Raw genomic sequence first — 25,439 nt, forward strand, 5'->3', positions numbered from 1 at the left:
CGGGCCCGGGCGGGACCACCGCCGCGAGCGTGCCGAACTCCTGAGATTCGCGCCGCGGCGGCTTGTCCCCCGGTCGGAAAGACGCGCCGACACCGGAGCCCGGGCCGGCTGCCACAGGAGCCGGGCCCGAAACTCAGGAGTTACGCTCGTCGGCCGCCTCGTCTTCGGCCTCCGCGGCCAGGAACTCCGCCTGCACCCGCGCGCAGCGGGAGGCGAAGACGATCGAGTGCAGCAGCATCAGCGGACCTCGCCGACGGTGTGGCATCCGGGGCAGGGAAAGGCGATGCGATCGCCCACGCGGACGTCCCCGGGCAGCACGACCGCGCCGCACGGTTCCTCGCCGTGCGCGTCGACGACGGCGAACGGCTCGTCGTACGCGCGGGACACGCGGCCGATGAGCCGCGCCTCGCGCCAGACGGCCTCGAGCCCGGCGACGCAAGCATCGAGGCGCAGCGTATCGGGGCCGGCATCCGTCACGGTCGCGATCACCACGGTCGTCGACAGCGTCGCGGATGCCACACCGCCCGACGCCGGGATCACCGCGGGGCCCGTGCAGACGCAGGGCGTTCCGCAGATGTCGGCGAAACGACCGACCGACACGGCCCGCACGGTGACGTCGTCGAGCGTGGGGGTCGAGCCGGCGGGCCAGGCGGCCGCGTCGAAGGGGGCCGGGATGCTGGAGCGGAGGGTGGGGAGCAGGGCCGTGAGGGTCATGGCATCCGGTCTACGCGCGCGGCGAGCGGGATCAGCCGGTGCTCACGGTTTCCGAACGGGCCGGTCCGGCTTCCTCACTCTTCGCGCACGACACCGCGTCTCATCGACTCGTCCATGAGGAGACGGGGAGACGCGGTGTCGAACGATCGAACGGCTCAGACCGACGTCCCCGCGATCTCGCGCAGCGTGTCGAGGTGGCTCCTCCACGCCGCTCGCCCCTCCTTCGTCAGGGTGAGCGAGGTGCGGGGCATCTTGCCCGCGAACGACTTCCCCACAGCGATGTAGCCGGCGCCCTCGAGCGTCGAGACCTGCTTGCTCAGCGCGGAGTCGGTGACCTCGACGGCATCCCGAACCTCCTTGAAGCTCAGCGTGGTCGCCCGGTCGAGGGCCGCGAGGATCGAGAACCGCACCGAGTTCTGGAGCAGCTCGTCGAGCCGGTGCCGGGGATGCGGGGTCGACGTGGTCACGACCGAGCCTCGCGCGCCGCGCAGACCAGCGAGACGACGAGCACGAGGCCCGAGGCCAGCGCCGCGAGCAGCACGTCACCGTGCGCCCAGATGACGACTGCCAGGGCGAGCGCGTACGACGCGAACCAGCTCGCGATGTAGGCGGTCCAGCGGCGGCCGCGGGCGAAGGCGGCGCGGCCCTGGATGCTGACGACGAAGAAGATGTTGAGGGCGAACACCACGGCCAGCAAGCTCACGTAGGCGAGGCCGAACGCGTCTCCGGTCGTGACGGCCATCGCGAAGGTACCCATCGAGGTCGCCACCCCGAGCGCGAGGATGAAGCTGATGTACGGCCACCGCGTTGCGTTGTGTGCGGCGTGGCTGAGGCGGTCGGCGCGATCGAGCAGCAGTTGGGCTTCCGACGCGGTCATCGCGGGCGTGTGGTCCATGGCGATCCTTTCGTTGACTCGATCATGGCAACTACTTTCCGAGTAGGCAAGTACTTTCTTTTTTTCTTTTTTGCACGATCCGCCACCACCCCATGCGACGTAGCCTGGAGGGGTGACCCTCCCCTTCGACGTCGCCGCCGTGCGCGCCGACTTCCCGATCCTGCAGGCCGAGATCGACGGCCGACCCCTCGTGTACCTCGACTCCGGCGCGACGAGCCAGAAGCCGCGCGCCGTCCTCGACGCCGAGCGCGACTTCCTCGAAACCGCCAACTCGGCCGTGCATCGCGGCGCGCACACCCTCGCCGCCGAGGCCACCGAGCTGTTCGAGGACGCGCGCGTCACGGTCGCCGAGTTCGTGGGCGCCGAGCCCGAGCAGCTGGTCTGGACGAGCGGCGCCACCGCCGGCCTCAACCTCGTCGCGGGATCGCTGGGGTACGCCGGGCGCCTGCGCGAGGGCGACGAGATCGTCGTGACCGAGGCCGAGCATCACGCCAACCTCATCCCCTGGCAGGAACTCGCCGCCCGAACGGGTGCGCGTCTGCGGCACATCCCGGTGCTCGACGACGGCATGCTCGACCTGCACGCCGCGGCCGAACTCATCGGCGAGCGCACGAAGGTCGTCGCCTTCCCGCACGTGTCGAACGTACTCGGCATCGTGAACCCCGTCGCGAAGCTCGTGACCCTGGCTCGCGGCGTCGGCGCGCTGACGGTGCTCGACGCGTGCCAGTCGGCTCCCCACCTGCGCCTCGACCTGCCGGCATCCGGGGTCGATCTCGCCGTCTTCTCGGGGCACAAGATCTACGGGCCGTACGGCATCGGGGCGCTCTGGGGCCGTGACGAGGTGCTCGACAGCCTGCCGCCCTTCACCACCGGCGGGTCGATGATCACGACCGTCACCCTCGACAAGGCCGAGTACCTGCCCGCGCCGCAGCGCTTCGAGGCCGGCACGCAGCCGGTGTCGCAGGCCGTCGCCCTCGCCGCCGCCGTCCGCTGGCTCGGCCAGCACGACCTCGAGGCCGCACACGCCCACGAAGCGGCGCTCGAGAAGCGCCTGCGCGAGGGGCTCCGCTCCATCGACGGCATCCGTCTTCTCGGAGACACGGATGCCGCGGAGCGCATCGCCCTGCAGGCCTTCGAGGTCGAGGGGGTCCACGCCCACGACGTGGGTCAGTTCCTCGACTCGCGCGGGGTCGCCGTCCGCGTGGGACATCACTGCGCTCAGCCGCTGCACCGCCGCTTCGGCATGACGGCGTCGGTCCGCGCGAGCGCGGCCATCCACACGACCGAGGACGAGATCGACGCCTTGCTCGACGCCGTCTCGGGCGTGCGCGGCTTCTTCGGGGTGGGCGCATGAGCGGCCTCGAATCCCTGTACCAGGAGCTGATCCTCGACCACGCGAAGAACCGACGCGGGTTCGGTCTCGCCGAGCCCGGCGCTCACAGCGCCACCGTGCATCAGCGCAACCCCATCTGCGGCGACGAGATCACGCTGCGCGTCTCGGTCGAGGATGATCGCATCACCTCGGTGACCTGGGAGGGCGCGGGCTGCTCGATCTCGCAGGCCTCGGCGTCGATGCTCGTCGCCCTGCTGCAAGAAGACGGCGGAGACGAGGGGATGCCGCGCGCCGACGCCGAAGCGCTGATCGCGTCGTTCCGTGAGTCACTGCGCTCGCGAGGCAAGATCCCCCTCGACGAGGAGACCTTCGCTGACGCCGCCGCCCTCTCGGGTGTCTCGAAGTTCACGGCCCGCGTGAAGTGCGCGATGCTCGCCTGGGTCGCGCTCGAAGAGGGGCTGCGGCAGGCCTGAGCGCGGCGCCGCGAGCGGCATCACCTCAGTGATCCACGCAAAGTCAGTCGGCATCCACTGATCCGAGCTGAGATTGCGCGAATCCCGGAGGATACGCGGGCCTGACGCGCGCTACTCTTTCGGTCAGACCTCAACGAAGGCGGATGCCATGGCCACCGGATTCAGCGAAGAAGAACGCGCGGCGATGAAGCAGCGCGCCGAGGAGCTGAGGGCGATGAAGGGCCTGAAGGGCCTGGCGAAGCTGCAGAAGGAGAACGAAGCCTGCCTCGAGGCGATCGAGAAGCTGGAGGGCGTCGACCGCGCGGTCGCGGAGCGCCTGCACGTGATCGTGCTCGAAGAGGCGGGGCACCTGACCCCCAAGACCTTCTACGGCTTCCCCGCCTATGCCAAGGACGGGAAGGTCGTGGTGTTCTACCAGCCGGCCTCGAAGTTCAAGACGCGATACGGGACGGTCAGCTTCGACGACAGCGCTCAGCTCGACGACGGTCCGATGTGGCCGGTCTCGTTCGCCGTGGTCGAGGTGACGGACGAGGTCGAGGAGCGCATCCGCGAGGCCGTCCGGCGGGCGGCACCCTCGTCCTGACCGGACGACCATCGGCCGCATGATGCACCGGGCGGCTTCTCGCGCCATCCCTTGACGCGTCCGGCGTCCACGTCTTGGCTGAGGGCATCCTTCGCGTCTCTCACCGCCGAACCCGGTAGTGCCGCGTCGGACGGGGCCGCGGCCCCCGCACCGCGGGACACGATCAGGCCGGGACGACCCGGCCGGAGAGGACGAAGATGTCCGGCAACAAGGCAGTGGCGTACAAAGAGCCCGGTGTCGTGGAAGTCATCGACACTCCCTACCCCGAGTTCGAACTGAAGGACGGACCGGGCGTCAACCCGGCGAATGTGGGCCGCAAGGTCCCTCACGGTGCAATCCTGCGCACCGTCTCCACCAACATCTGCGGCTCCGACCAGCACATGGTGCGCGGGCGCACCACGGCTCCGGCCGGCCTCGTGCTCGGTCACGAGATCACCGGTGAGGTGATCGAGGTCGGACCCGACGTCGAGTTCGTCAAGGTCGGCGACATCGTCTCGGTCCCCTTCAACATCGCGTGCGGCCGCTGCCGCAACTGCAAGGAGGGCAAGACCGGCATCTGCCTGAACGTGAACCCCGACCGCCCCGGCAGCGCCTACGGCTACGTCGACATGGGCGGCTGGGTCGGCGGACAGGCCGAGTACGTGCTCGTGCCCTACGCCGATTGGAACCTGCTGGTGTTCCCCGACCGCGAGCAGGCGCTGGAGAAGATCCTCGACCTCACGATGCTGTCCGACATCTTCCCCACGGGCTTCCACGGCGCGTACACCGCGGGCGTCCGCCCCGGATCGACGGTGTACATCGCCGGTGCGGGACCGGTGGGCATCGCCGCCGCCGTCGGCGCGCAGCTGCTGGGCGCGGCCGCGGTGCTCGTCGGCGACCTCAACCCGGAGCGCCTGGCGCAGGTGCGCTCGCTCGGGTTCGAGAGCGTCGACGTGTCGAAGGGCGACCCCGGAGAACAGATCGAGCAGATCCTCGGAGTCCCCGAAGTGGATGCCGCGGTCGACGCGGTCGGCTTCGAGGCACGCGGCCACGGGTCCGACGCGGGCCACGAGGCCCCGGCGACGGTGCTCAACTCGCTGTTCACCGTGACCGCGGCGGGCGGCGGGGTCGGCATCCCGGGTCTGTACGTGACCGGCGACCCGGGCGGGGTCGACGAGGCCGCGAAGGTCGGTTCGCTGTCGCTGCGACTCGGCCTCGGCTGGGCGAAGTCGCTGTCGTTCACGACCGGTCAGTGCCCGGTGATGAAGTACAACCGGCAGCTGATGATGGCGATCCTGCACGACAAGGTACAGATCGCGAAAGCCGTCAACGCCACGCCCATCAGCCTCGACGACGCCCCACAGGGCTACGCCGACTTCGACAAGGGCGCCCCGCGCAAGTACGTGCTGAACCCGAACGGGTACATCACGAGCTGATCACCCGCACCGGAGCGCGCAGAGCCGGCCCTTCCTCGCAGCCTTCCTCCTGGATCCTGCGAGATCCGCGCGGTTCTGCGAGCTTCGGTGCGCGGGAGACTCACCCCCGCACCACTAGGGCCTCTCTCGGGGCCACCCGCCGATCTGCAGGAGTCGCGCGCCGATCACCCGAGGACGACCCGCTCCATCCGCTGAAAGCTCTGCTCCATCCCGTCCACCATGCCCGTGGCCAGCACGGCCTCGCGGGTCTCGGCATCCGGATACTCGATCAGCAGGGTCACCAGGGTCGCGCCGTCCTCTTCGTACAGCGACAAGTCATTGATCGTCGCGGGGTAATCGGTGCCGGTCATGTGCTCCGTCTGCACCATGCGGCGGGGCTCGTCGAGGAGCAAAATCTCGCCGTCGAAGCCGAAGGGCTCTCCCTCGGCGCCGGGCTCGGGCTCCCACGCGATCCGGTACGTGCCGCCCTCACGCTGGTCGACCTCACGGTGCGTCATGCGCCAGCCGTCGGGGCCGAGCATCCACTGTCGCATCAGGTCGGGGTCGACGTGCGCGCGCCAGACCAGCTCACGCGGCCCGTCGATCAGACGCGTGATGCGCACGTGCCGGTCGTCGAGGATCTCGAGCTGTGTGCCCTTGCCCTGAGCGAATGCGCGCAGATCCTGCACCACGGCGTCGAGCTGGTTCATCGCGAGCGTCGAGCCCTCGACCGCGCCCATCGCAGTGAGCTGCTCGAGCGCCTCTTCGGAGTCGAAGTACGTGACGTTCGTCAGCCGCGACCCGGTCGCGGTCTCGTCGAACGAGAAGGTCATGCGCATGGCGGGCATGCCGTCGATGAGGTCGCCGTTCTCGTCGACGAAGGAGTCGATCACCTCGAAGCCCCGCGGCGCATCGATGGCGAGGAACTCCCAGCTTCCTCGCGCGACCTCGCCGGTGGCGCTGGCCATGGCGTAGCGCGCCCGGCCACCCACCGCGCAGTCGAACGATGCCAAGGTTGCGGGCCACCCGGGAGGACCCCAGAACCGCTCGAGCTGACGCGGATCGGTGAACACCGCCCAGAGCCTCTCGACGCCGACCGCGAAGTCGGCGATCAGGGTCATGGTGAGCGCTCGGGCGTCGCTCTCGACAGATGTGACGGGCATGACGACTCCTTCGTCGGTTCAGATCTCGGTGGGTTCGGAGGGCGGAACGGATGCCGGCACCCCGGCGTCTTCGAGCAGGATCGCTTCGAGTCGGTCGACGCGGCCGCGCCAGAGGTCTTCGTACGAGCGCAGCAGTTCCTGCACCCGGGCGAGCGCGGTGGGGTCGGCGGACACGAGTCGCACCCTCCCCTCCGCACGCTTGGTGATGAGTCGCGCCTCGGCGAGCACGGCGACGTGCTTCGACACGGCGGCGAACGACATCGCGTACGCTGCGGCGAGCTGCGTCACTGACTGTTCGGAGACGAGGGTGCGCCGCACGATGTCGCGGCGCGTCGCATCGGCCAGGGCGTGGAAGACCCGGTCAATGTCGGCGGCGCTCTTATCTTCAACCATTTGGTTGCAAAATAGCGTGCCATTCCCGTGCTTGCAAGGGGGTCGTTCACACCACCACCTGCGCGGGATGAAACAGGCCAGCCGGCGAATGCGCGCGTGATCGCCGCCTCGTCGAGCTCCTGCCGGGCGCGCGCCGGTGGGCGCGCGAGGATCACCGCGATGGCGACCGCGCCCGGAATACCCGCGGCTCCCGTTGAGGCCAGCACCTCAGCCGGCGATGTGGAGGCCGACGCTCCTGCGACCGTCGGCGCCGGGTCGCTCGATGCGACGAAGATGCACGAGTACGCGGAGCCGAGCGTCGCGGCCGGCGGGGCGGCAGCGACGAACGCCGGGGCAGCCTGCACGGTGAAGTCGATCGGGTCGATCGGGCGCGGAGGCACCCTCGAACTCAGCCCCGCAGCGCCTGCAGCAAAGCCCCGACCGGGTGATCGCTCTCGATCGGGTGGCGCAGCGGAAGGTCTTCGACGCACTCGTACCGATTGCGTCGGCCCTCTTTCTCGCGCTTCAGATACCCGGCGTCGACGAGGTCGGCCAGGATGCCGTGCGCGGTGCGCTCCGTGATGCCGACGGCATCCGCGATCTCACGCACGCGGGCACCGGGGTCGCGGGCGACGTAGATGAACACATGGGCGTGGTTGGTGAGGAACGTCCATGTCGTCATCGCCACAGCATACTGACCTGCTGTACCGGAATCAAAGCACCGGTTATTTGTTACCTGTTTTTTGACACCAGCAATTTTTTGCAGGTAATGTGCTGCGCATGTCGCTTCTCGCCCCGCTCACGATCGCCGCGCTGCTCGCCGCGGTCGTCGCCGCCCTCCTCCCGGATGTCGCGCGTCGCCACACCCCGGGCTCCCTCGCCGTCTGGCCTGCAGCCGTCGCCGCGGCGTTCGCCGCGGCGGGCCTCGCGTCGGCCTTCGCCACCGACGTCGACATCGCCGGTTCCGCCCTCGCGCTGCTGGTCGTCGCCCTCACCGTGATCGTGCAGGCCTACGCCAGCCGCAACCTGCGCGGCGACCCACGTTCGCGCAGCTTCTTCGCCCTGTCGTCTCTCGCGGCCGTCGGGTCGACCACCGCCATCGCCGCGAACGACGTCGTGCTCCTCGCAGCCGGGTGGACCCTCGGCACGGTCAGCATGATCGCCCTCATCTCGACGGGCGGCGCCGGCCCGCAGACGCGCGTGGCGGTGGTGCGCAGCGCCGTGACGCTGCTGCTCGCAGACGCGGCCCTGTGGGCAGCCGTCGTCGTGGCGGTGGCGTCGACCGGCTCCGTCTCGCTCGCAGCCCTCGGTAGCCTCGACGACTCCTCGTCGGCGGTCGTGAGCGCACTGGTGGCGGTCGCGGCCGTGGCCCGCGCGGGCTCCTTCCCCCTGCACGGATGGCTCCCCGCGACCGCCGCGACGACCACCCCGGTCTCGGCGCTCCTGCACGCGGGCTTCGTGAACGCGGGCGCGCTGCTCCTGCTGCGCTATGCCGCTGTGCCCTCCGCCGTGGGGCCCTGGGTGGTGGCCGTCGTCGGCGCGATCACGATGATCGTGGCGACCCTCGCCATGCTCACGCGCCCCGACGTGAAGGGCCGCCTCGTGCAGTCCACCGCCGCGCAGATGGGGTTCCTGCTCTTGGCCTGCGGGCTCGGGGCCTTCGGAGTGGCCCTGGTCCACGCGATCGGTCACGCGCTCTACAAGGCGAGCCTGTTCCTCGGCGCCGGCTCCGCGGTCGAGCACGCGCTGAAGGGCCGGGCGATCGCGCTCCCGGTGGCATCCCGCGGCGGCGCTATCGTCGGCGGTGCAGTCGTGCTCCTGACCGGGGCGGCGGCGCTGGCGGCATCCGGTGCGATCACTCACAGCGCGGCGGTGCTCCTCCTCTTCGCCTGGGCCACCGCGGTGATCGCCGGGGCTCGGATCGGCGGGGGTTCATCGCCGACCGCGACCCGCACGGCCCTCGTCGCCGGTCTGGCCGCCGCCACCGCCGCCTATCTCGCGGTGGTCTTCCCCGCCGCCGAAGCGCTCACCCCCGTCATCGCCGCCGCACCCGCACCCGCAGTACTCGCCATCGCGGTCTTCGCGATCGCCGCCGCCTCGGGTCTCGTCGCGCGAAGCTCCGGTCCGCTCGCTGACCGCCTCTTCGCCTTCGCCTTCGCGTGGGGCCGACCACCCCTGCCCCCGGCCGCACCCCGCATCGACACGCCCTGGACCCCGGCGCCCGCCGACGGCCCCCTCGAGTACCGGAGATTCTGATGACCGCCCTCGCCTCCCCTCCCTCGCCCGCCGTCATCCGGGGCTGGATCGCCGCCGCCGGTCGCAGCATCTCGCCGCATTTCCCACTCGAGACCTTCATCGCCCGCAACCCCGTGGCCGGCTACGAGAGCCTCGACTGGGAGGAGGCGATGGGACGGATCGCCGGAGATCACGGCATCCTGTTGTCCCTTCCGGAGCAGCGGTTCCGTGACCTGCACGCGCAGGGGCGCATCTCGCCCGCCGACCTCCATGCGGCCCTGCGGTTCACCGTGTCCGAGGCGGGATCGCCCCGCGTCCTGCGCATCGGCGGCCTGGCCACCACCGTCGGCGAAGTGCTCGGACATGATCTGCTCGTCACTCCTCCCATGAAGGCACCCTCCCCGCACCCGACGCCGGCGGCGCGTCTGTCGCCACGCATCCACGCGCGAATCGACGACCTCACCGCGCGCTGGCTCGCCACCTCGCTCGGAACCGCGCCCTGGTCGCGGTCGACGAAGGGCGAGAGCATGTGGACGGCCTGGCGGCGCCTGGCCGCGCTCGACCCGACCCTGTCGCGGCGGGTGCGCAGCGGCATCCGGAACTGCTCCGACGACCCGGCCGGGGCCATCGGCGAAGCGCTCGCCCGGTGGAAGCTCGACGGGCCCGCGGCGGAGTCCTTCCTGCGGGCGCACGTGCTCGCGCTGCCGGGGTGGGCCGCCCTCGTCCGACACAGCGCCACGACCGGTATCGACCTGACCGCGCTCGTCGCCATCCGCGCAACGCTCGAACGGTTGCTGCTGCCCTCCGACGCCTCCCTCCCGACCCGAGCTGCGAGCGAGGAGTCCGCGGTCGACGACACCGCCCGCATCGGCGCCGTCGCTCTCGCCCTCGGCGTCGACTCGAACGACGGCGAGGTGCGCACCGCCCTGCGACCCGTCCTCTCTCTTATCGAGCCCGTGACGCGGCTCGCCGTCTGGCAGGAGGCATTCGAGAGGGGCATCGCGCGCGAGCTCGCCCCGGCGACCGCGCCGGTGCTTCGCCCGAGCGCTCGGACCCAGCGACCGCTCGCGCAGGCGGTCTTCTGCATCGACACGCGGTCCGAGAGTTTTCGGCGGCACCTCGAAGCCGCCGGCGAGGTCGAGACGCTCGGCTTCGCGGGCTTCTTCGCCGCCCCCATCTCGTTCCGTCCCGCCGACGGCTCCGCCGAGGTGGCCTCGTGCCCGGTGCTCCTCACGCCCCGCGTCGCGATCACCGAGTCGTCCGTGGAGCGCGACGCGATCGCGCGCTGGAGGCGGCAGCACTCGGCGAGCGTGGAACGGGATGCCACGATCGACGCGCTCAAAGAGTCCGCCGTCGCACCGTACGCCTTCGCCGAGACCGCCGGGTGGGTCCTGGGCGCCGCGAGCGCGGCCCGGACGCTCGCTCCCGAGGCATGGCGGGCACTGGTGTCGCGGATGCGCCCTGCGAAGCCGTCGACGCACGTCGACGCGAACGTCGTCTTCACCCTCGAGGAGCGCGTGCTCTACGCCGAGACGGCGCTGCGGATGATGGGCCTCGTCGACGGCTTCGCGCCCATCGTTCTGCTGACGGGGCACGGCGCCTCGGTGACGAACAACCCCTTCGCCTCATCGCTGCAGTGCGGCGCGTGCGGCGGACACGAGGGCGAGCCCAACGCCCGGGCGGCGGCCATGATCTTCAACGACCCCGAGACGCGCGCCGCCCTCGCCGGTCGCGGCGTCTCGATACCGGCCGACACGCTCTTCGTCGCGGCGCAGATGGACACCGTGACCGACGAGGTCACCGTGCTCGAGCCCTGGGCCATCCCGGCCACGCACGAGACCATCGTGCTGGAGCTGACCCGGCGGCTCGAGGCCGCACGCGCCGCCAACACGGCCGACCGCAGCGCCGGCCTGCCTGGCGCGGGCGGGCGGCACGGCGCGATTCGCGACACCGAGCGCCGGTCCGCGGACTGGGCCGAGGCGTACCCCGAGTGGGGCCTGGTCGGCAACGCCGCCTTCATCGTGGGGCCCCGCTCGATCACCGCGGGCGCCGACCTCGGTCGCCGCGCCTTCCTGCACAGCTATGACGCGGCCGCCGACCCCGACGGCGCGGGACTCGAGACGATCCTGACGGCGCCGATGATCGTGGCGCAGTGGATCAACGCCCAGTACTCGGCCTCGACGGTGGCTCCCGATCGCTTCGGCGCCGGGCCCAAGCCCTTGCACAACGTCGTCGGCACCGTCGGCGTGCTCTCCGGATACGGCGGCGACCTGCGCCTCGGGCTGCCCTGGCAGTCGGTGGGCGTCGGCCGCGCGTCCCGGCACGAACCGATCCGACTTCAGGTGTTCGTCGAGGCCCCGCTCGCTCGGGTGAACGACATCATCGACGCCTCCGAGGCCGTCCGCACCCTGGTCACCAACCGCTGGATCACCCTCCGCGTCCGCGAGCACGACAGCGCCCGCTGGATGCGGTGGGGTCGCTACGGCTGGCAGGCGGACGACCTCGACACCCACGACCACTCCGGCCTCCCCGCCGTCCACGAAGAAACCACCACGAAGGAGATCCGCTGATGAGCCTGTCCGAGCTGACCCCGATGACCAAGATCGAGGTGGTCGTCGCGAGCGACGACGTCGCCGAGGTGTCCGCCCTCATGCAGTCGTTGGGTGCCCGCGGCTACACCGCGATCACCGGTGTCGCCGGCGTGGGCCACCACGGCCCCCGCGGCGGCCGCCTGCTCTTCAACGACCACGACACCCTGACGCTGCTCGTCACCGTCGTGGCACCCGAGAAGGCAGACGCGATCGTCGCCGGCATCCGCCCCGTCCTCGACCACGCCTCCGGCGTGATGTTCGTCTCGCCGACCTCGGTCAGCCGCGCGGACTACTTCGCCTGATGTGCGCCGCGACGAGTCGAGCGGGGTCGCCGTACGTCGGCCACACGACCGCCATGGGAACCCTGCACGGGAAAGAGACCGCGTTCGCCCCGGCCTTCGCCCGGTGGCTCGGCGCGGGTGTCAGCCCGACGGTGCAGCTCGACACAGACTCCCTCGGCACGTTCACCCGAGACGTGCCGAGGGCGGGCACTCCCGAGCAGGCGGCCACGTTCAAGGCGCGGGCCGCCGCTCTCGAGCTCGGTACCTCCACGGGGCTCGCGACCGAGGCGTCGTACGCCCCGGCGCTCGGGGGCTTCGGCCCCATGGTGCACGAGGAGCTCGCCGTCTTCGTCGACATCGAACGCGGCATTCGCGTGCGCCACGGCATCCGCCAGCACACGCACGTCGCCCCGGCACGTGTCGTGCGTACCGAGAGCGAGGCGCGGCGCTACCTCGCTCGCGTGGGCTTTCCCCATCAGGCCGTCGTCGCGCGCACCGACACCGGGATGCATAAAGGGATTCAGGATGCCGCGGTCATCGACGCCCTGCTGCGCCGCGGCCCCGTCGAGCTCGAGCCCGACCTGCGCGCGCACATGAACCCGACCCGGCGACGGGTGCTGCGACGCCTGTCGTGGCTGCTCGCGGCCCGGCTGAACCGCCTGTGTCCGGGGTGCGGATGCCCGGGCTTCGGCACGGTGGGCGTCGTGCGCGGACTGCGGTGCGGCGCGTGCGGTAACGCCACCTCGCAGGTGCGCATCGACGTCGACGGCTGCCCGGCCTGCGACGAGCAGCGCGAGCGCCGGCGACCCCAGCGTGAGGCCGACCCGGCCACGTGCGATAGGTGCAATCCGTGAGGGGGGCTTTGGAGCCGGTGCGGGAGGTGCGGCGCGCGGTTGACTCACCATTTCACCCGACGGTGAGTTGTCGATTTTCGGTCTGCACGGGCCGGACGCACCGAAGGGCGCCTGGCCCGCGATCACCGCCGGCCATTACGCGGCGACGCGCACGAATGGGCAGAGCGTTTTGAGCCGCCATCCTCGCCGAGCAATCAGGGGCTATCGAGCCGCCGCACCGTTCTCCGGGGCGAGCAAGACTCCGCGAGATCTGACCAGCCCACTACACCAAGCACTTGTTCGAGGTCGCCGGCCGCCGGCCGGACCCTCTCCCCCGAAACGCAGAAATGTTCGTTTTGCGAAAAGAACTCGTCGAACGCTACGTTCGCAGTGCCGGGGGGACCGGTGAGGCTCGAACGTTCCGGGGGGAACTTTGATCAGCAAACACTGGACCTGCCGTGCGGCAACTGCGACCATCACGATGATGCTTGCCTTGCTACCGAACGCCGCGAACGCCGATGACGGAGACCCGCCCCCGACGTTGGACACGCTTCAGTCGGTCACAAGCACCGCGGCCGAAACCGGCACTGCCGCGCAAGAGATTTTGAACGATGTTGCGGACGCCAGCACGGTCGAGACCGCCATCGACGGCAGCTTGTCGATGGACAGCGGTGACACAACGACCGTCATACCCGCCACGTCAGACGAACCGATCAAGATCGGCGACGTCGAGATCGAAATGCCGAGCCCTGGTGGCCCGATAGAGGGGGAGCGCGTAGCCGACGCTGTCGTCAGCTTCGAGAGCGACAACGGCTTCACCACCGTGCCGGTTCTGAAGGACGACGGTTCCGTTCAGATCACAACCATCATTAGCGACAAATCGGCACCGTCCAGCTACGCCTATCACCTGACTCTGCCCGCCACCGCGAGGCTCACTCTCGACGCATCGGGCTTTGTCAGCGCGACGATTGGCGACGAGCTTGCGCTCGGCGTCGCGCCGGCGTGGGCGGTCGACGCGGAAGGACGAGCGGTACCCACGCACTACGAGATTGACGGGTCGACGCTGCGTCAGGTGGTCGATCACAGCTCCAGCTCGTTCGCTTACCCGATCGTGGCCGACCCATGGGCTGGGCAACGGCTGTTCGACAGTGTCTGGATTTCCGGATACACGCGGGGCATCGCAAACGTCTCCTTGGTCACATCTCCCTGGGGCCGCATGATCCAGGCTGGGGTCCAGGGTTGGGGCCAGGGGCAGCTGATCCTCAACGGTGCTGGATGGGCCGAAGCCGTCAGTAAGGCGAAAGTCTTGGGCGGCAGGTCGACCTACTATCAGCAGTACCAGTGTCACGTTCTCGGCGCGTACACGCCCGCTAGTGGCGGACCTTCATGGGATCTCGAGGGCTATAGGGCGAACAGACTGAACTGGCGTATCGACGGCGGCGCCTTCCCCTACAAGTGCAACTGGCCGTGAATCGAGTCAGGTCACAGCGCGCCGCGCTGATTGCTACGGGTGTGACTGCTGGCGTAGCGATCACCGCGATGCTGGCCGTTCTCCTCGTCATGATGGCAACCCGGGACACCCGACAAGACATTAACCTCGGCGACTTCGCTCACTCCAGCTCGCAATTTCGCGCGCTGAACGGCTACGAGGAGGCGACCGAGAAGCTCTGCCGTGACGTTGCTGGGTGCGTTCAGGGCTACAGCGCGACGTATGCGTCGTACCGGAAGTTCAGCAGCATTGACGATGCGGTAGCGTTCGCCGCCACGTCGTCTGGCTCCTACCGGTCGAACTGGATCGTGATCGAGTACGTCGGGCATTCCCTCAGCGAAGGCGACAGAGCCGATGTGCAGGAATACTTCGACAGCACCGCTACGTCCGAGTAAGGCGCTTCCAACTTTCGTTGTGGGCAGCATGCCCGGAACTAGCCGACGGGCCGGGCGGAACGGCATCACGGCTCGCCTATACCGCTCCGCGACTCGCCGCACAATGTCCCCCATTCGGGGGACCTGGCCCCGGTTATGCTGGCCCGTATCGAGCGGCGATCGGCGAAGGCGCCGCGTCGATATGCGACACCTCCTCCTCTACGAGAGCCCGAAGGCGAGGCACCGTGCGAACCGATCTGAATCAGCAACCGGTCTGGACGGGTGCCGCAGCGGTGTTCCTCCTGTGGACCTCCGTGTTGGTCCTCGGCTTGTCAGGGCTCGCGATGCTCACCGTTCACGGCGATACCGGCGCCCTGCTCCTCATCGCCGCGCTCATCGCGGCGGCTCCGGCTGCCGCGTTGAGTCAGCGGCGCAGTTCGATCTGAGCAACGCAACGGCCCCTGCGAGACGACCGCAAGAGGCCGGCCGCACCATCACGCGGCCGGTCGCCTCACAGGTGCCGCAGGTTCCCCTCTTCGTCCGCGGTGACGAGCACCAGGAAGTCGACGACGAGCTGTGCGACCGCGCCCGTCTCGTCGATCCCCCAGTACACCGGGTACTGACCGTCGCCGTACCCGGACTCCGCGACGATGCCCACGTCGGACGGCCCGAGACCGACCTCCTGGACGCTCGGCGAGGGCGCGTACATGTACTCGGTGAAGGCCGCGGCCTTGGCCCGCCGGCTCATGGTCGCGTACGCGGGAAGATCGACGATGCACGCGCAGCCCGCGTCGACGCCGAAGAAGTGCCCCGGGCCGGACGGCAGATCGGCGGGATGCCAGGTCACCGGCATCCGATCGCTGAAACGCACCCGCAGGGCGGCGTTGCGGCCGAAACCGGTCACTCTTTCGACCGGGTACGCCCCCGGGGCCACGCTGCGGGCCAGGGGTCGCGCGTCGTCGTTGTCGTATCCGAAGTCGAGCACGGCGAGCACACCCGACGTCGTCACCAGGGTTCCCGCGGGCGAGACGCGTACCTCCGACTCCTCTCCGCTGCGCCGGTGCACGACCGAGCGCTCGGTGAAGTTGCGCACCTCGTCGAGGGTTCGCTGTTCGTCGGGCACCTCGTCGAGAGAGGTGTCCGGTGCCGCCTCGGCGGCGAGCGCCCGGGCCTGTGCCGCATCGGCGAAGGGAGTGCGGGGGTCGTCGAAGTGCTGTTCGATGGCGCTGATCTTCCACCCGCGCCCTTCGCGCTCGAGAACGTACTCGTGCTTCTGCCGCGTCGGCGAGTCGATCATCTCGGTCAGGACGAACGCGCGATCGCCCTCGACCTCGGAACGCACGATCCGTTCCACCGCGACCCCGTAGCTCGGCGGCGTACCGAACGAGGAGTCCAAGCGAACGTGCTCCCCCACCACGTGATCACGTGTCAGCGGGACGACGAGTTCTCGCCACTCGGAGAATGCGTTGCGCCGTGTGGACCGATCCTCGAAGGCTGGCGCTGCACGCCGCCACTGCGCGTCGTAATCCTCGAGGAAGCGCTGCACGCGCTTGTCTGCCGCTTTCGCCCCGCGATCGCCCCACATGCCGCCAGCCTAGGTCGCCGCCAGCTCCTCGAGAGGCCCGTCCGGCAGCACGACCCACCCCTCGCGTCGGGCGACGGGGAGCATTGCGGATGCCGGGCGCTCGAACGACCCGAGGGCTCCGGCGCGCGTGGCCAGGGCGGCGACGACGGCATCGAAGGCATCGGCCTTCGCGACGGCGAGGGGGCCGAATCCGCCGAGGTCGAGCCACGGGGCGCGCTCGGTCAGCGCGTCGAGCAGGATCGCCCGGCGGGCCGCATCGACTCGGTATCCGCTCGTGTCGAAGCCCCACAGGCGCAGCGATCCGCCGGGATACACCTCGAACAGGCGCCCCTCGGCCGCGCGGTCGACCGGGAACCCGGCCTCGGCCAACCGTCGCAAGAGGCCGGCGCCCCGCAGCGCCGTCACGCCCAGGCGGTCGGTCGAGACGCTCAGCGGCCAGCGCCCGATGCGTTCGCGCACGACGTGGTCGGTGTGGCGATAGACGAGCGAGCGGCGCCACTCCGCCCCTCCGTCGACCGGGCCGAGCGCGGGGTCCGCCTCGGCGTGGTGCGCCTGCACGAAGTCGACGAACGCGTCGGGCCAGCCGAGCGGGCAGTCCACCCCGAGCCACGCGTCGCCAGAAGCGACGGATGCCACGATGTCGGCATCCTGGATCCCGATCTCGAGCCGCGTGAGGCGGGCCGCGCCATCGGCCCAGTGCATCTCGGCGAGGGCCGTGCCGGGGGCTCCGGCGGCGAGGTCGACTCCGACGGTTCTCATCTCCTCGAGCCTAGGCGCGGTCGCCCGCGGCGAGGCCCGTCAAGACCTCGCCGAATGGCCTCGCGACCTGGGAGGATCGAGACATGGCAGACGACGACCTCCCCGATTCGCTGGAACCGGCCGTCGACATCCCGCCGCGCGACGAGCCGCCCGCTCCTCCCACACCGAAAGGCGACCTGAGGATCGCGTCCGTCGTCGCGATCGTGACCGGCGTCATCGTCATCGCCTGGTACCTCTTCGTCGCGACGGCGAGCGCCATCGCCGACGTCGACAACCTGATGTGGATCCAGATCGGCATGTGGGTGCTGGCCCTGATCTCGTTCGTGTGCGGCATCTTTAGCCTGAATGCGCGCATGGCGCGCGAGCTCGCCGCGGCGGGGTTCATCGCGGGGGTGGCGGCGGGTCTTCTCTCTGTGACGATCGGGCTGTTCAGCGGGCTCGAACTGTTGGGCTGACGACGCTCGGAATAGCGCCGAGACGAGCGGGGTTGCCGCTCTCATGACCTCGCGTGCCGCGCTCGAGAGCGCTCTGTCGAACATCGACGTGCACCCCGGTCGTGCGTGGCGGCGGTCGTTGTCGATGGGCGAGAGCACGACGCTGGCGCAGGGCGAATCCGCGATCGTCTACGTGCGCTCCGGCGAGCTCACCGGCCTCAGCGCCGCGCGAGCGGGATGCTCGGTCAACGCGCCCTCCGGGGCGGCGACCGCGGTGGAGGGCGGACGTACGCTGCTCACGGGAGACGCCTTCATCTCGCTCGGATGCCACTCGCTCGAGCTGGCTTCGCAGTCCGGCGCCGAGGTGACCGTCGTTCCGCTCGAGGTGGTTCCGACGGTGCACACCCGCGCCCTACCGCCGGTCGTCTTCGTCAGCGGCTTCGCGCGCGCAGAACCCGCGGCTGCCGGCCTCGCCGCCCACCTGGGCATTCCCACCCCCGGTGCCGCGCTCGACCGCCAGGGCGACGAGACCATCTGCAAGCTCATGGTGACCACGGTGCTGTTGTCGGCGCTGCGTGCGTGGGCCGCGTCAGAGCACGAGACCTCGTGGCCGCCGCGCACCGCCGACCCGTTCCTCGCCCGTGTCGCGGCCGCCGTCGACGACGACCCCGGAAAGGAGTGGACGATCGATCAGCTCGCGGCCCTCGGCGCGATGTCGCGGTCGGTGTTCGCCGCCCGCTTCCGGGAGGTGTTCGGCACTTCACCCGCGTCGTATGTGACGGCGGTGCGGATGCGCCGAGCCGAAGACCTCCTCGACGCGGGGACGCCCGTCTCCGAGACCTCGCGCGCCCTGGGGTACGCCTCGGACGAGGGGTTCCGCCGCGCCTTCCGCCGTCACACCGGCGTGGCCCCGTCGGCCTGGCGCAGCGGTCGGCGCTCGCTGACGCCCTGAGGCCCCGCCGCATCTTCGGCGGGGCCGTCGCCGTCATCGCGCGCGAGGGCGCCGCCGCAGCGAGAGGCCGAACAGCACGGCACCGATCACGAGCAGCAGGATGCCGATGGCGTCCACCGTCACGACTCCCGCGGCGTCCACGAGCAGGCCGCCGAGGCCGGCCGCGATGGTGATCGCGAGCTGGAAGCCGGTGACGATGAGGCTGCCGCCCGCCTCGAGGCGGTCGGGCATGCGGTGCCCGACCCAGGTGTTCACGATGATCAGCCACGACGAGAAGAAGAAGCCCCAGACCAGGACGGCGGCCGCAACCGCCCCCACCGCCGAGGGGAGCAGGACCACGGTGGCCACGGCGAGCGCGATGACCAGCGGACCGACGACGGCCAGACGCGCTAAGGCGCGGTCGACGATGATCCCGACGAGGATGTTCCCCACGAACCCGCCGACCCCGAACAGGGCCAGCAGCAGCACGATGGTGCCCGCTTCCACGTCGGGGATGCGCTCGAGCGACAGGCGCACGTACGTGTACGCGAGAAAGTGGCCGAGCACGACGAGTACGTGGCCGACCATGCCGCCCGCCACCCCCCGGCGACGAAGAGTGTCGACCAGGATGCCGAGGCTCGACGCCGCGGCCGGCGGAACGGGCGGCAGCACGGCGCGCACCGCGATGCCGACCGCCGCGGTCGCCACGGCGACGAGGAGGAACGCCAGCCGCCAATCGAGCGCTTCGCTGAGGGCGACGCCGAGGGGAACGCCCGCCACCGTCGCCAGCGACAGACCGGCAGAGCCGAACATGACGGCGCGACCGATGCGTTCGGGGCTCGACAGGCGTGCCGCGACCGTGATCGACATCGACCAGAACGCGCTGATCGCGGCCCCCAGCAGGAACCGGGCGATGAGGATGGCCACCAGGCTCGGCACGATCGCGACGACGAGGCTCGACAGCGCAGCCGCGGCCGCCGCCAGCACGAGCAGCGTGCGGCGGTCGAGCCGGGGAAGCAGCAGCCCGACGGTCGGGGCGACGAGAAGCCCCGCCAGGGCGGTGACCGTGACGGTCTGGCCGGCTTGGCCCGGGGTGATGCCGAGTGAGGCGGCCATCTCGGTGAGGACGCCGTTCGGGAGGAACTCCGCCGTGACGAGCAAGAAGCTGAGCAGCATCACGACGATGAGGCCGCCGTACCGCATCGAGGGCGGGGCGGAGAGCGAGGTCGGAACGGGAGCGGTCGTGGTCATGTTCCGATGCTCGTTCAGCGCTGCCGCCCTCGCCCGACCGATCGTCCGCGGCATCCGACCATTCGTCCGGGCCTCCGCGCGGGTGCTCGCGAGAGGCCCGCGATCCTGTCCGCCGCGTTCGCTCCCGACGGGCGAGACCGCCGAGAGGCGGCTCCGGCGCCCCTCGCTCGGTTCAGGTGACTCTCCGGGCCTCGATCACGAGATTCTCGGTCGAGGGGAGACCGTCGGATCGCTGGAGGCAGGTGACGACGACAAGCCTGCCCGCGGTGTTCGCCCACACGTCGGCGTCGCTCCCGATGGCGGTCTTGTCCACGACCTGCGTTCGATCGACGCGATAGTGCACGTCGGCGACCGAGATGTCGGCCCCGACCGCGATCCGCGCCCGGGCTGCGTCCACGTCGATGAGCGCGTTGCCCGGGCCGACGCCGCCCCCGCGCAGGGAGTGCATCACGACGAACACGGTGCCCGCGTCCGCCCGGTCGGGCGAGACCCCGAGGTTGCGCACCCAGTACGCCGAGGTGAAGCCGGGCGGCTGCAGGACGCCATCGACGACGTTCATGGCTCCGAGCGGGACGTCGAGTCCCACCGACGGTGCGGTGAATCTGCCGACGCCCTCTGGCGTCGCGGATGCGCTCGGCACCGGGTCGGGCCCGTCGAGCTGCACGGGATTGCCCGCGAGATCGTGCTGCGCCGCCGAGGGGCCACCGTCACCCGCCGAGGCCGGGGGAGGCGCGAAGAACGGGCCGAGCGCGATGCCCGCGGTCACGATCAGCCCCAGGGCGGCGGCCACCGCGGTGGCGGCGAGGATGTCTCCCCGCCGCCACCGCCGCAGAGACCGGAGAAACCGGTTCATTCAGCGTCCGAAGCGCGAGCGCGCGCGGCGCGTCACGCCGACGAGGGCCAGCAGCACCAGACCGAGGCCGCCCAGGGCGATCCACGGCCATGGCGCGGGCTGTGCGATCACCGTCCCCCCGGTTGCCACCGAGGGACCGGAGGAGCCGGTGCTCGCGGCGGTAGCGGTGGCCGCGGGCACCGTCACGGACAGAGGAGCGCTCACGGCGTTGCCGTTGGCATCCGCCAAGAACAGCGTGTGCGCCCCGGTCGCCAGCGATGCCGGCAGCGTCACGTCGGCGGTGATCGAGCCGTCGCCGGCGGCAATGAGGTGGCCGATGACCGTGGGCGTGGAGTGTACGACCACGTCGTAGCCTGCCCCGGCGACGAAGCCCGCGCCGGTCACATGCACCGTCGAGCCTGCCGCGATGTTCGTTCCCTGCGCGAGCGTGATGGTGGGGAGAGCGACGGTGATCGTGTAGGTCTTCGTCGTGGTGCCGTCTTCGGCCTTCACCGTGACGGTGGCCGTCTGGCCCGACACGGTGACCGTCGAGGTAGCCGCAGCGCTCGAGGTCGTCACCCGCACGTCGGATGCCGAGAGCGCCGCGATCGGTGCGGTCACGACCGCACCACCGGTGTCGGCGGCGGTGTCCGTGGGAACGCCGACGCCCCCGACGCTGATGCTCGAGGCGGTTGCGTCGTTCGAGACGAGGAAGCGGGAGCGCAGAGCGGTCGCCTCGGCCGATGTCACACCGATGACCTGAGAGATGTAGGCGTCGAGGCCGCCGTACTTGTTCGCGACGTCCGCCTCGAAGGTGCCCTGCAGCAGCGCGGGAGTGGCCCAGGTGACGCCGAGCTGCGTGTTCGACAGCAGGTAGTCGTGGAGGATGTCGGAGCTGCTGACCCCCAGGATGCGGTACAGCAGGTCCATCACGGTGCCGGTGCGATCCATGCCGTGCGAGCAGTGGATGAGAACGGTCCCGGTGGTGTGGGTGGACATCAGCCGGAGGATCTGGGCGTAGGCGCTGATCATGACGCCGGGCGACGAGGCGCTGACATATCCCTTGTCGACGAGGTCGTGGTACATCGCCGTGTCGTCGTTGTAGTTCCCGTCGCTGCCGAACATCGAGATGTTCACGTACTGGGCGCCGGGGACCGTGACGTCGGGCTTCGCCGACACCTGCGCGGGGGTGCGCAGGTCGATGACGAGGTCGACGTGATACTTGCTGGCGAGAGTCTGAGCGCCGGCAGAGGTGACCTTGTCGAGCGACTCCGTGCGAAGCAGACGCGGAGCATCGACGATCTGCGCGCCGGCGCCGACGAAAGACCCGAGCTCGCGGCCGTTGACGAGGCCGGGCACATCGGTGATTGCGTGATCCTGCGCGGTCAGGGCGGGCTGCAGCTGCGGGTCGGTCGCGGCCTGGGCGGCGGTCGCACCGAAGCCGAGGGAGCCGAGGGTCGCGGCGGCGGCCAGGGTGGCGGAGAGCAAGCGCGCGGATGTCACACGGCGGGAACGGGTAGTCACTGTCATCCTCAGGGTCGGAGATGGGGGTGGAAGGCGGCACCCGTTCGAGTGGGCGGGCGAGCCGAAGGCGACCGTCCCAACCCCGGGTGACGAATCCGAGAACGCGAGCGAACCAGTACCGAACGGAATCTGAGGATGTTGTCCTGAGGAGGTGATGAATCCGCGGAGAAGCCCTCATCTGTGCACTCGCACCCGATTCGCCTCAGCCGACGAGCACCGGCCCCACGTACCGCGCCGCCGGCCGGATGATCTTCGGATCGCGCGCCTGCTCGAGCACGTGCGCGGTCCAACCGATCGTGCGGGCGAGAGCGAAGGTGGGCGTGAACATCGCCCGCGGGATGCCGCATTGCTCCATCACCACGGCCGCGTAGAACTCGACGTTGGCGTGCAGCGGTCGCTCGGGCCGGCGCTGCGCGAGCTGCCGCTCGGCCTCTTCTTGGAACGCCAGCGCCTGGGTCACGCGGTCGCCGCCGAGCCCGCGTGCGACCTCGCGCAGCAGCTCCGAGCGCGGATCGGCAGTGCGGTACACCGCGTGCCCGAAGCCCATGAGCCGGCGCCCCGCGTCGAGCTCCCCCGCGATCCAGGCGGTGGGGTCGTCGACCGCGCTGTCGAGGCTGTCGAGGGCGCGGGCCGGAGCTCCCCCGTGCAACGGCCCCGAGAGCGCGCCGAGCGCGCCGGAGAGACAGGATGCCATGTCGGCCCCCGTCGACGCGATGACCCGGGCCGTGAAGGTCGAGGCGTTGAAGCCGTGGTCCATCGCCGCGACCAGGTAGGCCGACAGCGCCCGGACGTGGGCGTCGTCGGGAGCCGTCCCGGTCACGCGCTCGAGGTAGTCGGCCACCACGCCGCGACCGCCCGAGGACCCGGGCGCGAGAGCGAGCGGGGCCATGGCGGCGAAGGCGATCGCCTCGTCGAGCCGCGCGTCGGACTCGAGGTCGTAAAGCGCCGCGGACGAGCGGGCGGATGCCGCGAGCGTCCACACCGCGCGAAGTGCCGCGAGCGGCTGATCGGTGCGGGCCGTGACCGCGGCGATCAGCCCGGGCAGGGCGGGGTCGGCCTGTGCGGCCGAGACGCGCGCGGCGAAGGTGGCTCGGGTCGTGGCATCCGGCAGCTCTCCCGCCACCAGCAGTTGCCAGACGTCTTCGAAGGAACGAGTGCGGGCCAGCTCCACCGCCGAGAAGCCGCGGTAATGGTAGACGCCGGCCTCACCGTCGACGTCGCTGATGGTCGTCTCGGCCGCGACGACGCCGTTCAGTCCGCGGGGCACATCGATCAGGTCGCTCATGCGCTCAGTGTGCGAACATGACGGTCTCAGCGTCAACGTTGATCGGATCAAGATGACCGCACCCCTCCCCCGTCTTTCCGCGGCCCAGGTCGCCGCGCGCCTCGGCGTGAAAGCCGAGACCGTGTACGCGTATGTCTCGCGCGGACTTCTCCGCCGCGAGCGCGACGCCCGCGGCTCGACGTTCGACGCGCTCGAGGTGGAGGCCTTCGTCTCGGGCCGCCGACGCACGGCGCCGCGGACGCCGACGCACCCCACGACCGGCATGCCCCTCGGAATCGTGCAGACCGACATCGCCGACATCGAGGACGACGAACTGCTCTACCGCGGACGCCGCGCCCGCGACCTGATGAATCAGCCCTTCGCCGAGGTCGTGGCCTGGCTGTGGGACGCGGAGCGCGTGGACGCCCCCGACCCCGCGATCGGCAGCGCCCGCGCGATGGTCGAGGCCCTCCCCCTGCACGCCGGATCGATGGACCGCCTGCGCGCCGCGGTGACCGGCTTCGCCGCCGACGACCCGCTGCGCTACGACGCCTCGGCGGACACCGCCCACCGCATCGGCTGGTCGCTCATCACCGGGCTGCCCGTCGCCCTCGGCGGCCACCCGCACACCGATGTCGCGCGCTCGCTGGTGAGCGCGTGGGGCCCGCCGACCGATGCGGCGACCATCGCCGCCGCCAACGCCGCACTCGTCCTGCTGATCGACCACGACCTGGCGGTGTCGACCTTCGCCGCGCGGGTCGCGGCTTCGGCCCGTGCCGACGGCTACGCCGCTGTCAGTGCCGCCCTCGGCGCTGCCGATTCTCCGCTGCACATCTCGGCCGCGACCCGCACCGCCCGCTTGCTCACCCGCGTGCGGCGTGGCCAGGAACCCGAGAGGGCGCTGACCGACTCACTGCAAGAGGGCAACGGCATCCCGGGCTTCGGTCATCCGCTCTACGCCGGGGGCGACGATCGGGCCACGGCCCTGTTCCCGCTGCTGGCCGCACTGCCCGACGGGGAAGGGACGATGGATGCCGTGCGGCGACTGTCCGACGTCGTCGCCGACCGCGCGGGGTTGCGGCCCAACGTGGATCTGGCGCTGGCGGCGCTGGCATCCGGAGCCCGTCTTCCCGAAGACGCGGCGAGCACGATCTTCGTGCTGGGGCGGGTGGCCGGGTGGATCGCGCACATCGCCGCGGAGTACGCCGAGCCGGCCATGCGGCTGCGGCCCCGCGGGGAGTACGTGGGGCCGTGATCGCTCGCCTCAGCCCGTTTCACCCACCGAACGAAAGTCGATAGATGATGCGTCGATATCTGGCGATCGCTCTTCTCGCGGTCGCGGTCGCGAGCATGACGGGCTGCGCGCCCACCTCACAACACCCCAGGGGGAACGACATGACGAGCGACTCGGCGGCGAAGCAGGGGGACGGCACCCTGCGCACCGATCTCGCGCCGATCGCGACGCGATACCCGCAGCTCGCGTCGGCGGAGTCGATCGAGTGGATGGGCGGCACGACCGGCACGTCCGACGTGGGGCCGACGACGTACTGGGTCGACGTTGTGGCGGTCATCCCACAGTCCGAGGTCGACGCTCTGCAGGCGGCGGGAGACCTCGGCTCCGTGCACCCGCACGAGGTCGTATCGGGGATGCGCACGAAACTGCCGGCCGGCCCCTTCGAGGGCAGCCCCGCGCTCGACGAGCTGTTCTCCGCCTCGGGCCACAGCGCAACCGTCGCCCTGGATCCTCGCGCGCGCACGATCGTGCTGTCGGGCCTCTTCGAGTGACACCGGCCGGCGACGCTCGCCGGGGTCACTCGGCTGGGTATCCGACCTCAGCGGCTCTCCCACTCGCGTGCCATTCGCACCACCGCCGCCACGGCGGCCTCGGTGTCGGCGGGTGAGCCGCCCGCTCGACCGGCGACGAGACCGGCGACGAATGCGCTGAGCGGCGCCGCCGGCCGGGCGACACCGTTGGCGACGTCGCGCGCGAGATCGAGGATCAGAGAGATGGGGATGTCGCCCTCGGCCAGGCCGAAGCGCTCCGCGAGAGCGGCGCTCCAGTCGTTCAGCGCTTCGGGGGGCAGCGTGCGGGACTCGGTCATGGTTCCTCCTCGGGCCGTGGGGAGATC

28 protein-coding genes are annotated in these 25,439 nt (G+C 70.7%); 15 read left to right on the forward strand and 13 right to left on the reverse strand.

The genetic code is table 11. The features are described 5' to 3' along the window. Positions 1 to 237: 237 nt before the first annotated feature. The 3 genes from AB6V29_RS13535 to AB6V29_RS13545 all read right to left on the reverse strand — a co-directional run bounded on the left by AB6V29_RS13535 (position 238) and on the right by AB6V29_RS13545 (position 1,609). Positions 238 to 714 (reverse strand): hypothetical protein, encoded by a 477-nt coding sequence (locus AB6V29_RS13535; RefSeq protein WP_267789003.1) that lies wholly within the window; start codon positions 712 to 714, stop codon positions 238 to 240. Positions 715 to 869: 155 nt separating this feature from the next. Next, positions 870 to 1,181 carry a transcriptional regulator gene (locus AB6V29_RS13540; protein ID WP_103211037.1) on the reverse strand — a complete coding sequence of 104 codons (312 nt, stop codon included), beginning with the start codon at positions 1,179 to 1,181 and terminating at the stop codon, positions 870 to 872. Further along, on the reverse strand, positions 1,178 to 1,609 hold the full coding sequence (locus AB6V29_RS13545; RefSeq protein ID WP_369359273.1) for a chemotaxis protein CheY: 432 nt from the start codon (positions 1,607 to 1,609) through the stop codon (positions 1,178 to 1,180). Before AB6V29_RS13545 ends, AB6V29_RS13540 begins: the two co-directional genes overlap by 4 nt. Before the next feature lie 112 nt (positions 1,610 to 1,721). On the opposite strand from AB6V29_RS13545, the gene AB6V29_RS13550 reads away from it, so the two are divergent. The 4 genes from AB6V29_RS13550 to fdhA all read left to right on the forward strand — a co-directional run bounded on the left by AB6V29_RS13550 (position 1,722) and on the right by fdhA (position 5,413). Then, positions 1,722 to 2,963 carry an aminotransferase class V-fold PLP-dependent enzyme gene (locus tag AB6V29_RS13550; protein ID WP_369359276.1) on the forward strand — a complete coding sequence of 414 codons (1,242 nt, stop codon included), beginning with the start codon at positions 1,722 to 1,724 and terminating at the stop codon, positions 2,961 to 2,963. Further along, entirely contained in the window at positions 2,960 to 3,415 is a 456-nt protein-coding gene (sufU, locus tag AB6V29_RS13555) for a Fe-S cluster assembly sulfur transfer protein SufU (protein WP_369359278.1), read from the forward strand. Before AB6V29_RS13550 ends, sufU begins: the two co-directional genes overlap by 4 nt. Before the next feature lie 148 nt (positions 3,416 to 3,563). After that, entirely contained in the window at positions 3,564 to 3,998 is a 435-nt protein-coding gene (locus AB6V29_RS13560) for a hypothetical protein (RefSeq protein WP_369359280.1), read from the forward strand. 197 nt (positions 3,999 to 4,195) lie between these two features. Continuing rightward, on the forward strand, positions 4,196 to 5,413 hold the full coding sequence (gene fdhA, locus AB6V29_RS13565; RefSeq protein WP_141376916.1) for a formaldehyde dehydrogenase, glutathione-independent: 1,218 nt from the start codon (positions 4,196 to 4,198) through the stop codon (positions 5,411 to 5,413). A 164-nt stretch (positions 5,414 to 5,577) separates the two neighbouring features. Here fdhA and AB6V29_RS13570 read toward each other — a convergent pair whose 3' ends face one another. The 3 genes from AB6V29_RS13570 to AB6V29_RS13580 all read right to left on the reverse strand — a co-directional run bounded on the left by AB6V29_RS13570 (position 5,578) and on the right by AB6V29_RS13580 (position 7,609). Further along, positions 5,578 to 6,555, reverse strand: a complete 978-nt coding sequence (locus AB6V29_RS13570) for an SRPBCC domain-containing protein (protein WP_369359283.1) — start codon at positions 6,553 to 6,555, stop codon at positions 5,578 to 5,580. Between the two features lie 18 nt (positions 6,556 to 6,573). Further along, complete coding sequence (locus AB6V29_RS13575; protein ID WP_267788992.1) at positions 6,574 to 6,948, reverse strand: helix-turn-helix transcriptional regulator; 375 nt, start codon at positions 6,946 to 6,948, stop codon at positions 6,574 to 6,576. Between the two features lie 388 nt (positions 6,949 to 7,336). Further along, on the reverse strand, positions 7,337 to 7,609 hold the full coding sequence (locus tag AB6V29_RS13580) for a winged helix-turn-helix domain-containing protein (RefSeq protein WP_115916228.1): 273 nt from the start codon (positions 7,607 to 7,609) through the stop codon (positions 7,337 to 7,339). A 98-nt stretch (positions 7,610 to 7,707) separates the two neighbouring features. Between AB6V29_RS13580 and AB6V29_RS13585 the strand changes: the two genes are divergently transcribed. From AB6V29_RS13585 to AB6V29_RS13615, 7 genes are all read left to right on the forward strand, one after another. Then, positions 7,708 to 9,183 (forward strand): proton-conducting transporter membrane subunit, encoded by a 1,476-nt coding sequence (locus AB6V29_RS13585; RefSeq protein ID WP_369359285.1) that lies wholly within the window; start codon positions 7,708 to 7,710, stop codon positions 9,181 to 9,183. Continuing rightward, positions 9,183 to 11,732, forward strand: coding sequence for a DUF2309 domain-containing protein (locus AB6V29_RS13590; protein WP_369359287.1), 2,550 nt, complete (start codon positions 9,183 to 9,185; stop codon positions 11,730 to 11,732). Before AB6V29_RS13585 ends, AB6V29_RS13590 begins: the two co-directional genes overlap by 1 nt. Next, positions 11,732 to 12,055 carry a transcriptional regulator gene (locus AB6V29_RS13595; RefSeq protein WP_210075779.1) on the forward strand — a complete coding sequence of 108 codons (324 nt, stop codon included), beginning with the start codon at positions 11,732 to 11,734 and terminating at the stop codon, positions 12,053 to 12,055. The genes AB6V29_RS13590 and AB6V29_RS13595 overlap by 1 nt, the downstream gene beginning before the upstream one ends. Before the next feature lie 53 nt (positions 12,056 to 12,108). After that, a complete protein-coding gene (locus AB6V29_RS13600; protein WP_369359290.1) occupies positions 12,109 to 12,888 on the forward strand; it encodes a DUF6671 family protein in 780 nt (259 codons plus the stop codon). A gap of 412 nt (positions 12,889 to 13,300) precedes the next feature. Beyond that, on the forward strand, positions 13,301 to 14,338 hold the full coding sequence (locus tag AB6V29_RS13605) for a hypothetical protein (protein ID WP_369359293.1): 1,038 nt from the start codon (positions 13,301 to 13,303) through the stop codon (positions 14,336 to 14,338). Continuing rightward, entirely contained in the window at positions 14,323 to 14,751 is a 429-nt protein-coding gene (locus tag AB6V29_RS13610; protein WP_267788984.1) for a hypothetical protein, read from the forward strand. Before AB6V29_RS13605 ends, AB6V29_RS13610 begins: the two co-directional genes overlap by 16 nt. Before the next feature lie 224 nt (positions 14,752 to 14,975). Beyond that, the gene (locus tag AB6V29_RS13615; RefSeq protein WP_267788982.1) at positions 14,976 to 15,176 is read left to right on the forward strand and encodes a hypothetical protein; all 201 of its coding nucleotides are present in this window, start codon (positions 14,976 to 14,978) and stop codon (positions 15,174 to 15,176) included. 65 nt (positions 15,177 to 15,241) lie between these two features. On the opposite strand, the gene AB6V29_RS13620 is transcribed toward AB6V29_RS13615, so the two are convergent. Both AB6V29_RS13620 and AB6V29_RS13625 read right to left on the reverse strand, forming a co-directional pair. Next, a complete protein-coding gene (locus AB6V29_RS13620; RefSeq protein ID WP_369359297.1) occupies positions 15,242 to 16,315 on the reverse strand; it encodes a DUF4241 domain-containing protein in 1,074 nt (357 codons plus the stop codon). Between the two features lie 9 nt (positions 16,316 to 16,324). Continuing rightward, positions 16,325 to 17,074 carry a DUF429 domain-containing protein gene (locus AB6V29_RS13625; RefSeq protein ID WP_369359300.1) on the reverse strand — a complete coding sequence of 250 codons (750 nt, stop codon included), beginning with the start codon at positions 17,072 to 17,074 and terminating at the stop codon, positions 16,325 to 16,327. Between the two features lie 83 nt (positions 17,075 to 17,157). Between AB6V29_RS13625 and AB6V29_RS13630 the strand changes: the two genes are divergently transcribed. Together AB6V29_RS13630 and AB6V29_RS13635 are read left to right on the forward strand one after the other, a co-directional pair. Beyond that, positions 17,158 to 17,529: a hypothetical protein gene (locus AB6V29_RS13630; RefSeq protein WP_369359302.1), complete on the forward strand. Its 372-nt coding sequence runs from the start codon at positions 17,158 to 17,160 to the stop codon at positions 17,527 to 17,529. A 43-nt stretch (positions 17,530 to 17,572) separates the two neighbouring features. Next, positions 17,573 to 18,460, forward strand: a complete 888-nt coding sequence (locus tag AB6V29_RS13635; RefSeq protein ID WP_267788976.1) for a helix-turn-helix transcriptional regulator — start codon at positions 17,573 to 17,575, stop codon at positions 18,458 to 18,460. A 33-nt stretch (positions 18,461 to 18,493) separates the two neighbouring features. Here the strand turns inward: AB6V29_RS13635 and AB6V29_RS13640 are convergent, their stop codons facing one another. The 4 genes from AB6V29_RS13640 to AB6V29_RS13655 all read right to left on the reverse strand — a co-directional run bounded on the left by AB6V29_RS13640 (position 18,494) and on the right by AB6V29_RS13655 (position 23,331). Next, positions 18,494 to 19,690: an MFS transporter gene (locus AB6V29_RS13640; RefSeq protein ID WP_369359306.1), complete on the reverse strand. Its 1,197-nt coding sequence runs from the start codon at positions 19,688 to 19,690 to the stop codon at positions 18,494 to 18,496. A 172-nt stretch (positions 19,691 to 19,862) separates the two neighbouring features. Continuing rightward, on the reverse strand, positions 19,863 to 20,543 hold the full coding sequence (locus AB6V29_RS13645) for a class F sortase (RefSeq protein WP_116239617.1): 681 nt from the start codon (positions 20,541 to 20,543) through the stop codon (positions 19,863 to 19,865). Then, the gene (locus AB6V29_RS13650) at positions 20,544 to 22,052 is read right to left on the reverse strand and encodes a tyrosine-protein phosphatase (protein WP_369359309.1); all 1,509 of its coding nucleotides are present in this window, start codon (positions 22,050 to 22,052) and stop codon (positions 20,544 to 20,546) included. A gap of 196 nt (positions 22,053 to 22,248) precedes the next feature. Continuing rightward, positions 22,249 to 23,331, reverse strand: coding sequence for a citrate synthase (locus AB6V29_RS13655; RefSeq protein WP_369359311.1), 1,083 nt, complete (start codon positions 23,329 to 23,331; stop codon positions 22,249 to 22,251). A 52-nt stretch (positions 23,332 to 23,383) separates the two neighbouring features. On the opposite strand from AB6V29_RS13655, the gene AB6V29_RS13660 reads away from it, so the two are divergent. Both AB6V29_RS13660 and AB6V29_RS13665 read left to right on the forward strand, forming a co-directional pair. After that, on the forward strand, positions 23,384 to 24,565 hold the full coding sequence (locus AB6V29_RS13660) for a citrate/2-methylcitrate synthase (RefSeq protein WP_369359314.1): 1,182 nt from the start codon (positions 23,384 to 23,386) through the stop codon (positions 24,563 to 24,565). Positions 24,566 to 24,705: 140 nt separating this feature from the next. Beyond that, complete coding sequence (locus AB6V29_RS13665; RefSeq protein WP_267788971.1) at positions 24,706 to 25,095, forward strand: hypothetical protein; 390 nt, start codon at positions 24,706 to 24,708, stop codon at positions 25,093 to 25,095. A gap of 47 nt (positions 25,096 to 25,142) precedes the next feature. Here AB6V29_RS13665 and AB6V29_RS13670 read toward each other — a convergent pair whose 3' ends face one another. After that, the gene (locus AB6V29_RS13670; RefSeq protein ID WP_267788969.1) at positions 25,143 to 25,412 is read right to left on the reverse strand and encodes a DUF6457 domain-containing protein; all 270 of its coding nucleotides are present in this window, start codon (positions 25,410 to 25,412) and stop codon (positions 25,143 to 25,145) included. Between the last annotated feature and the right edge of the window lie 27 nt (positions 25,413 to 25,439).

It is taken from the genome of Microbacterium sp. 20-116 (assembly GCF_041079415.1).
Lineage (GTDB): Bacteria > Actinomycetota > Actinomycetes > Actinomycetales > Microbacteriaceae > Microbacterium.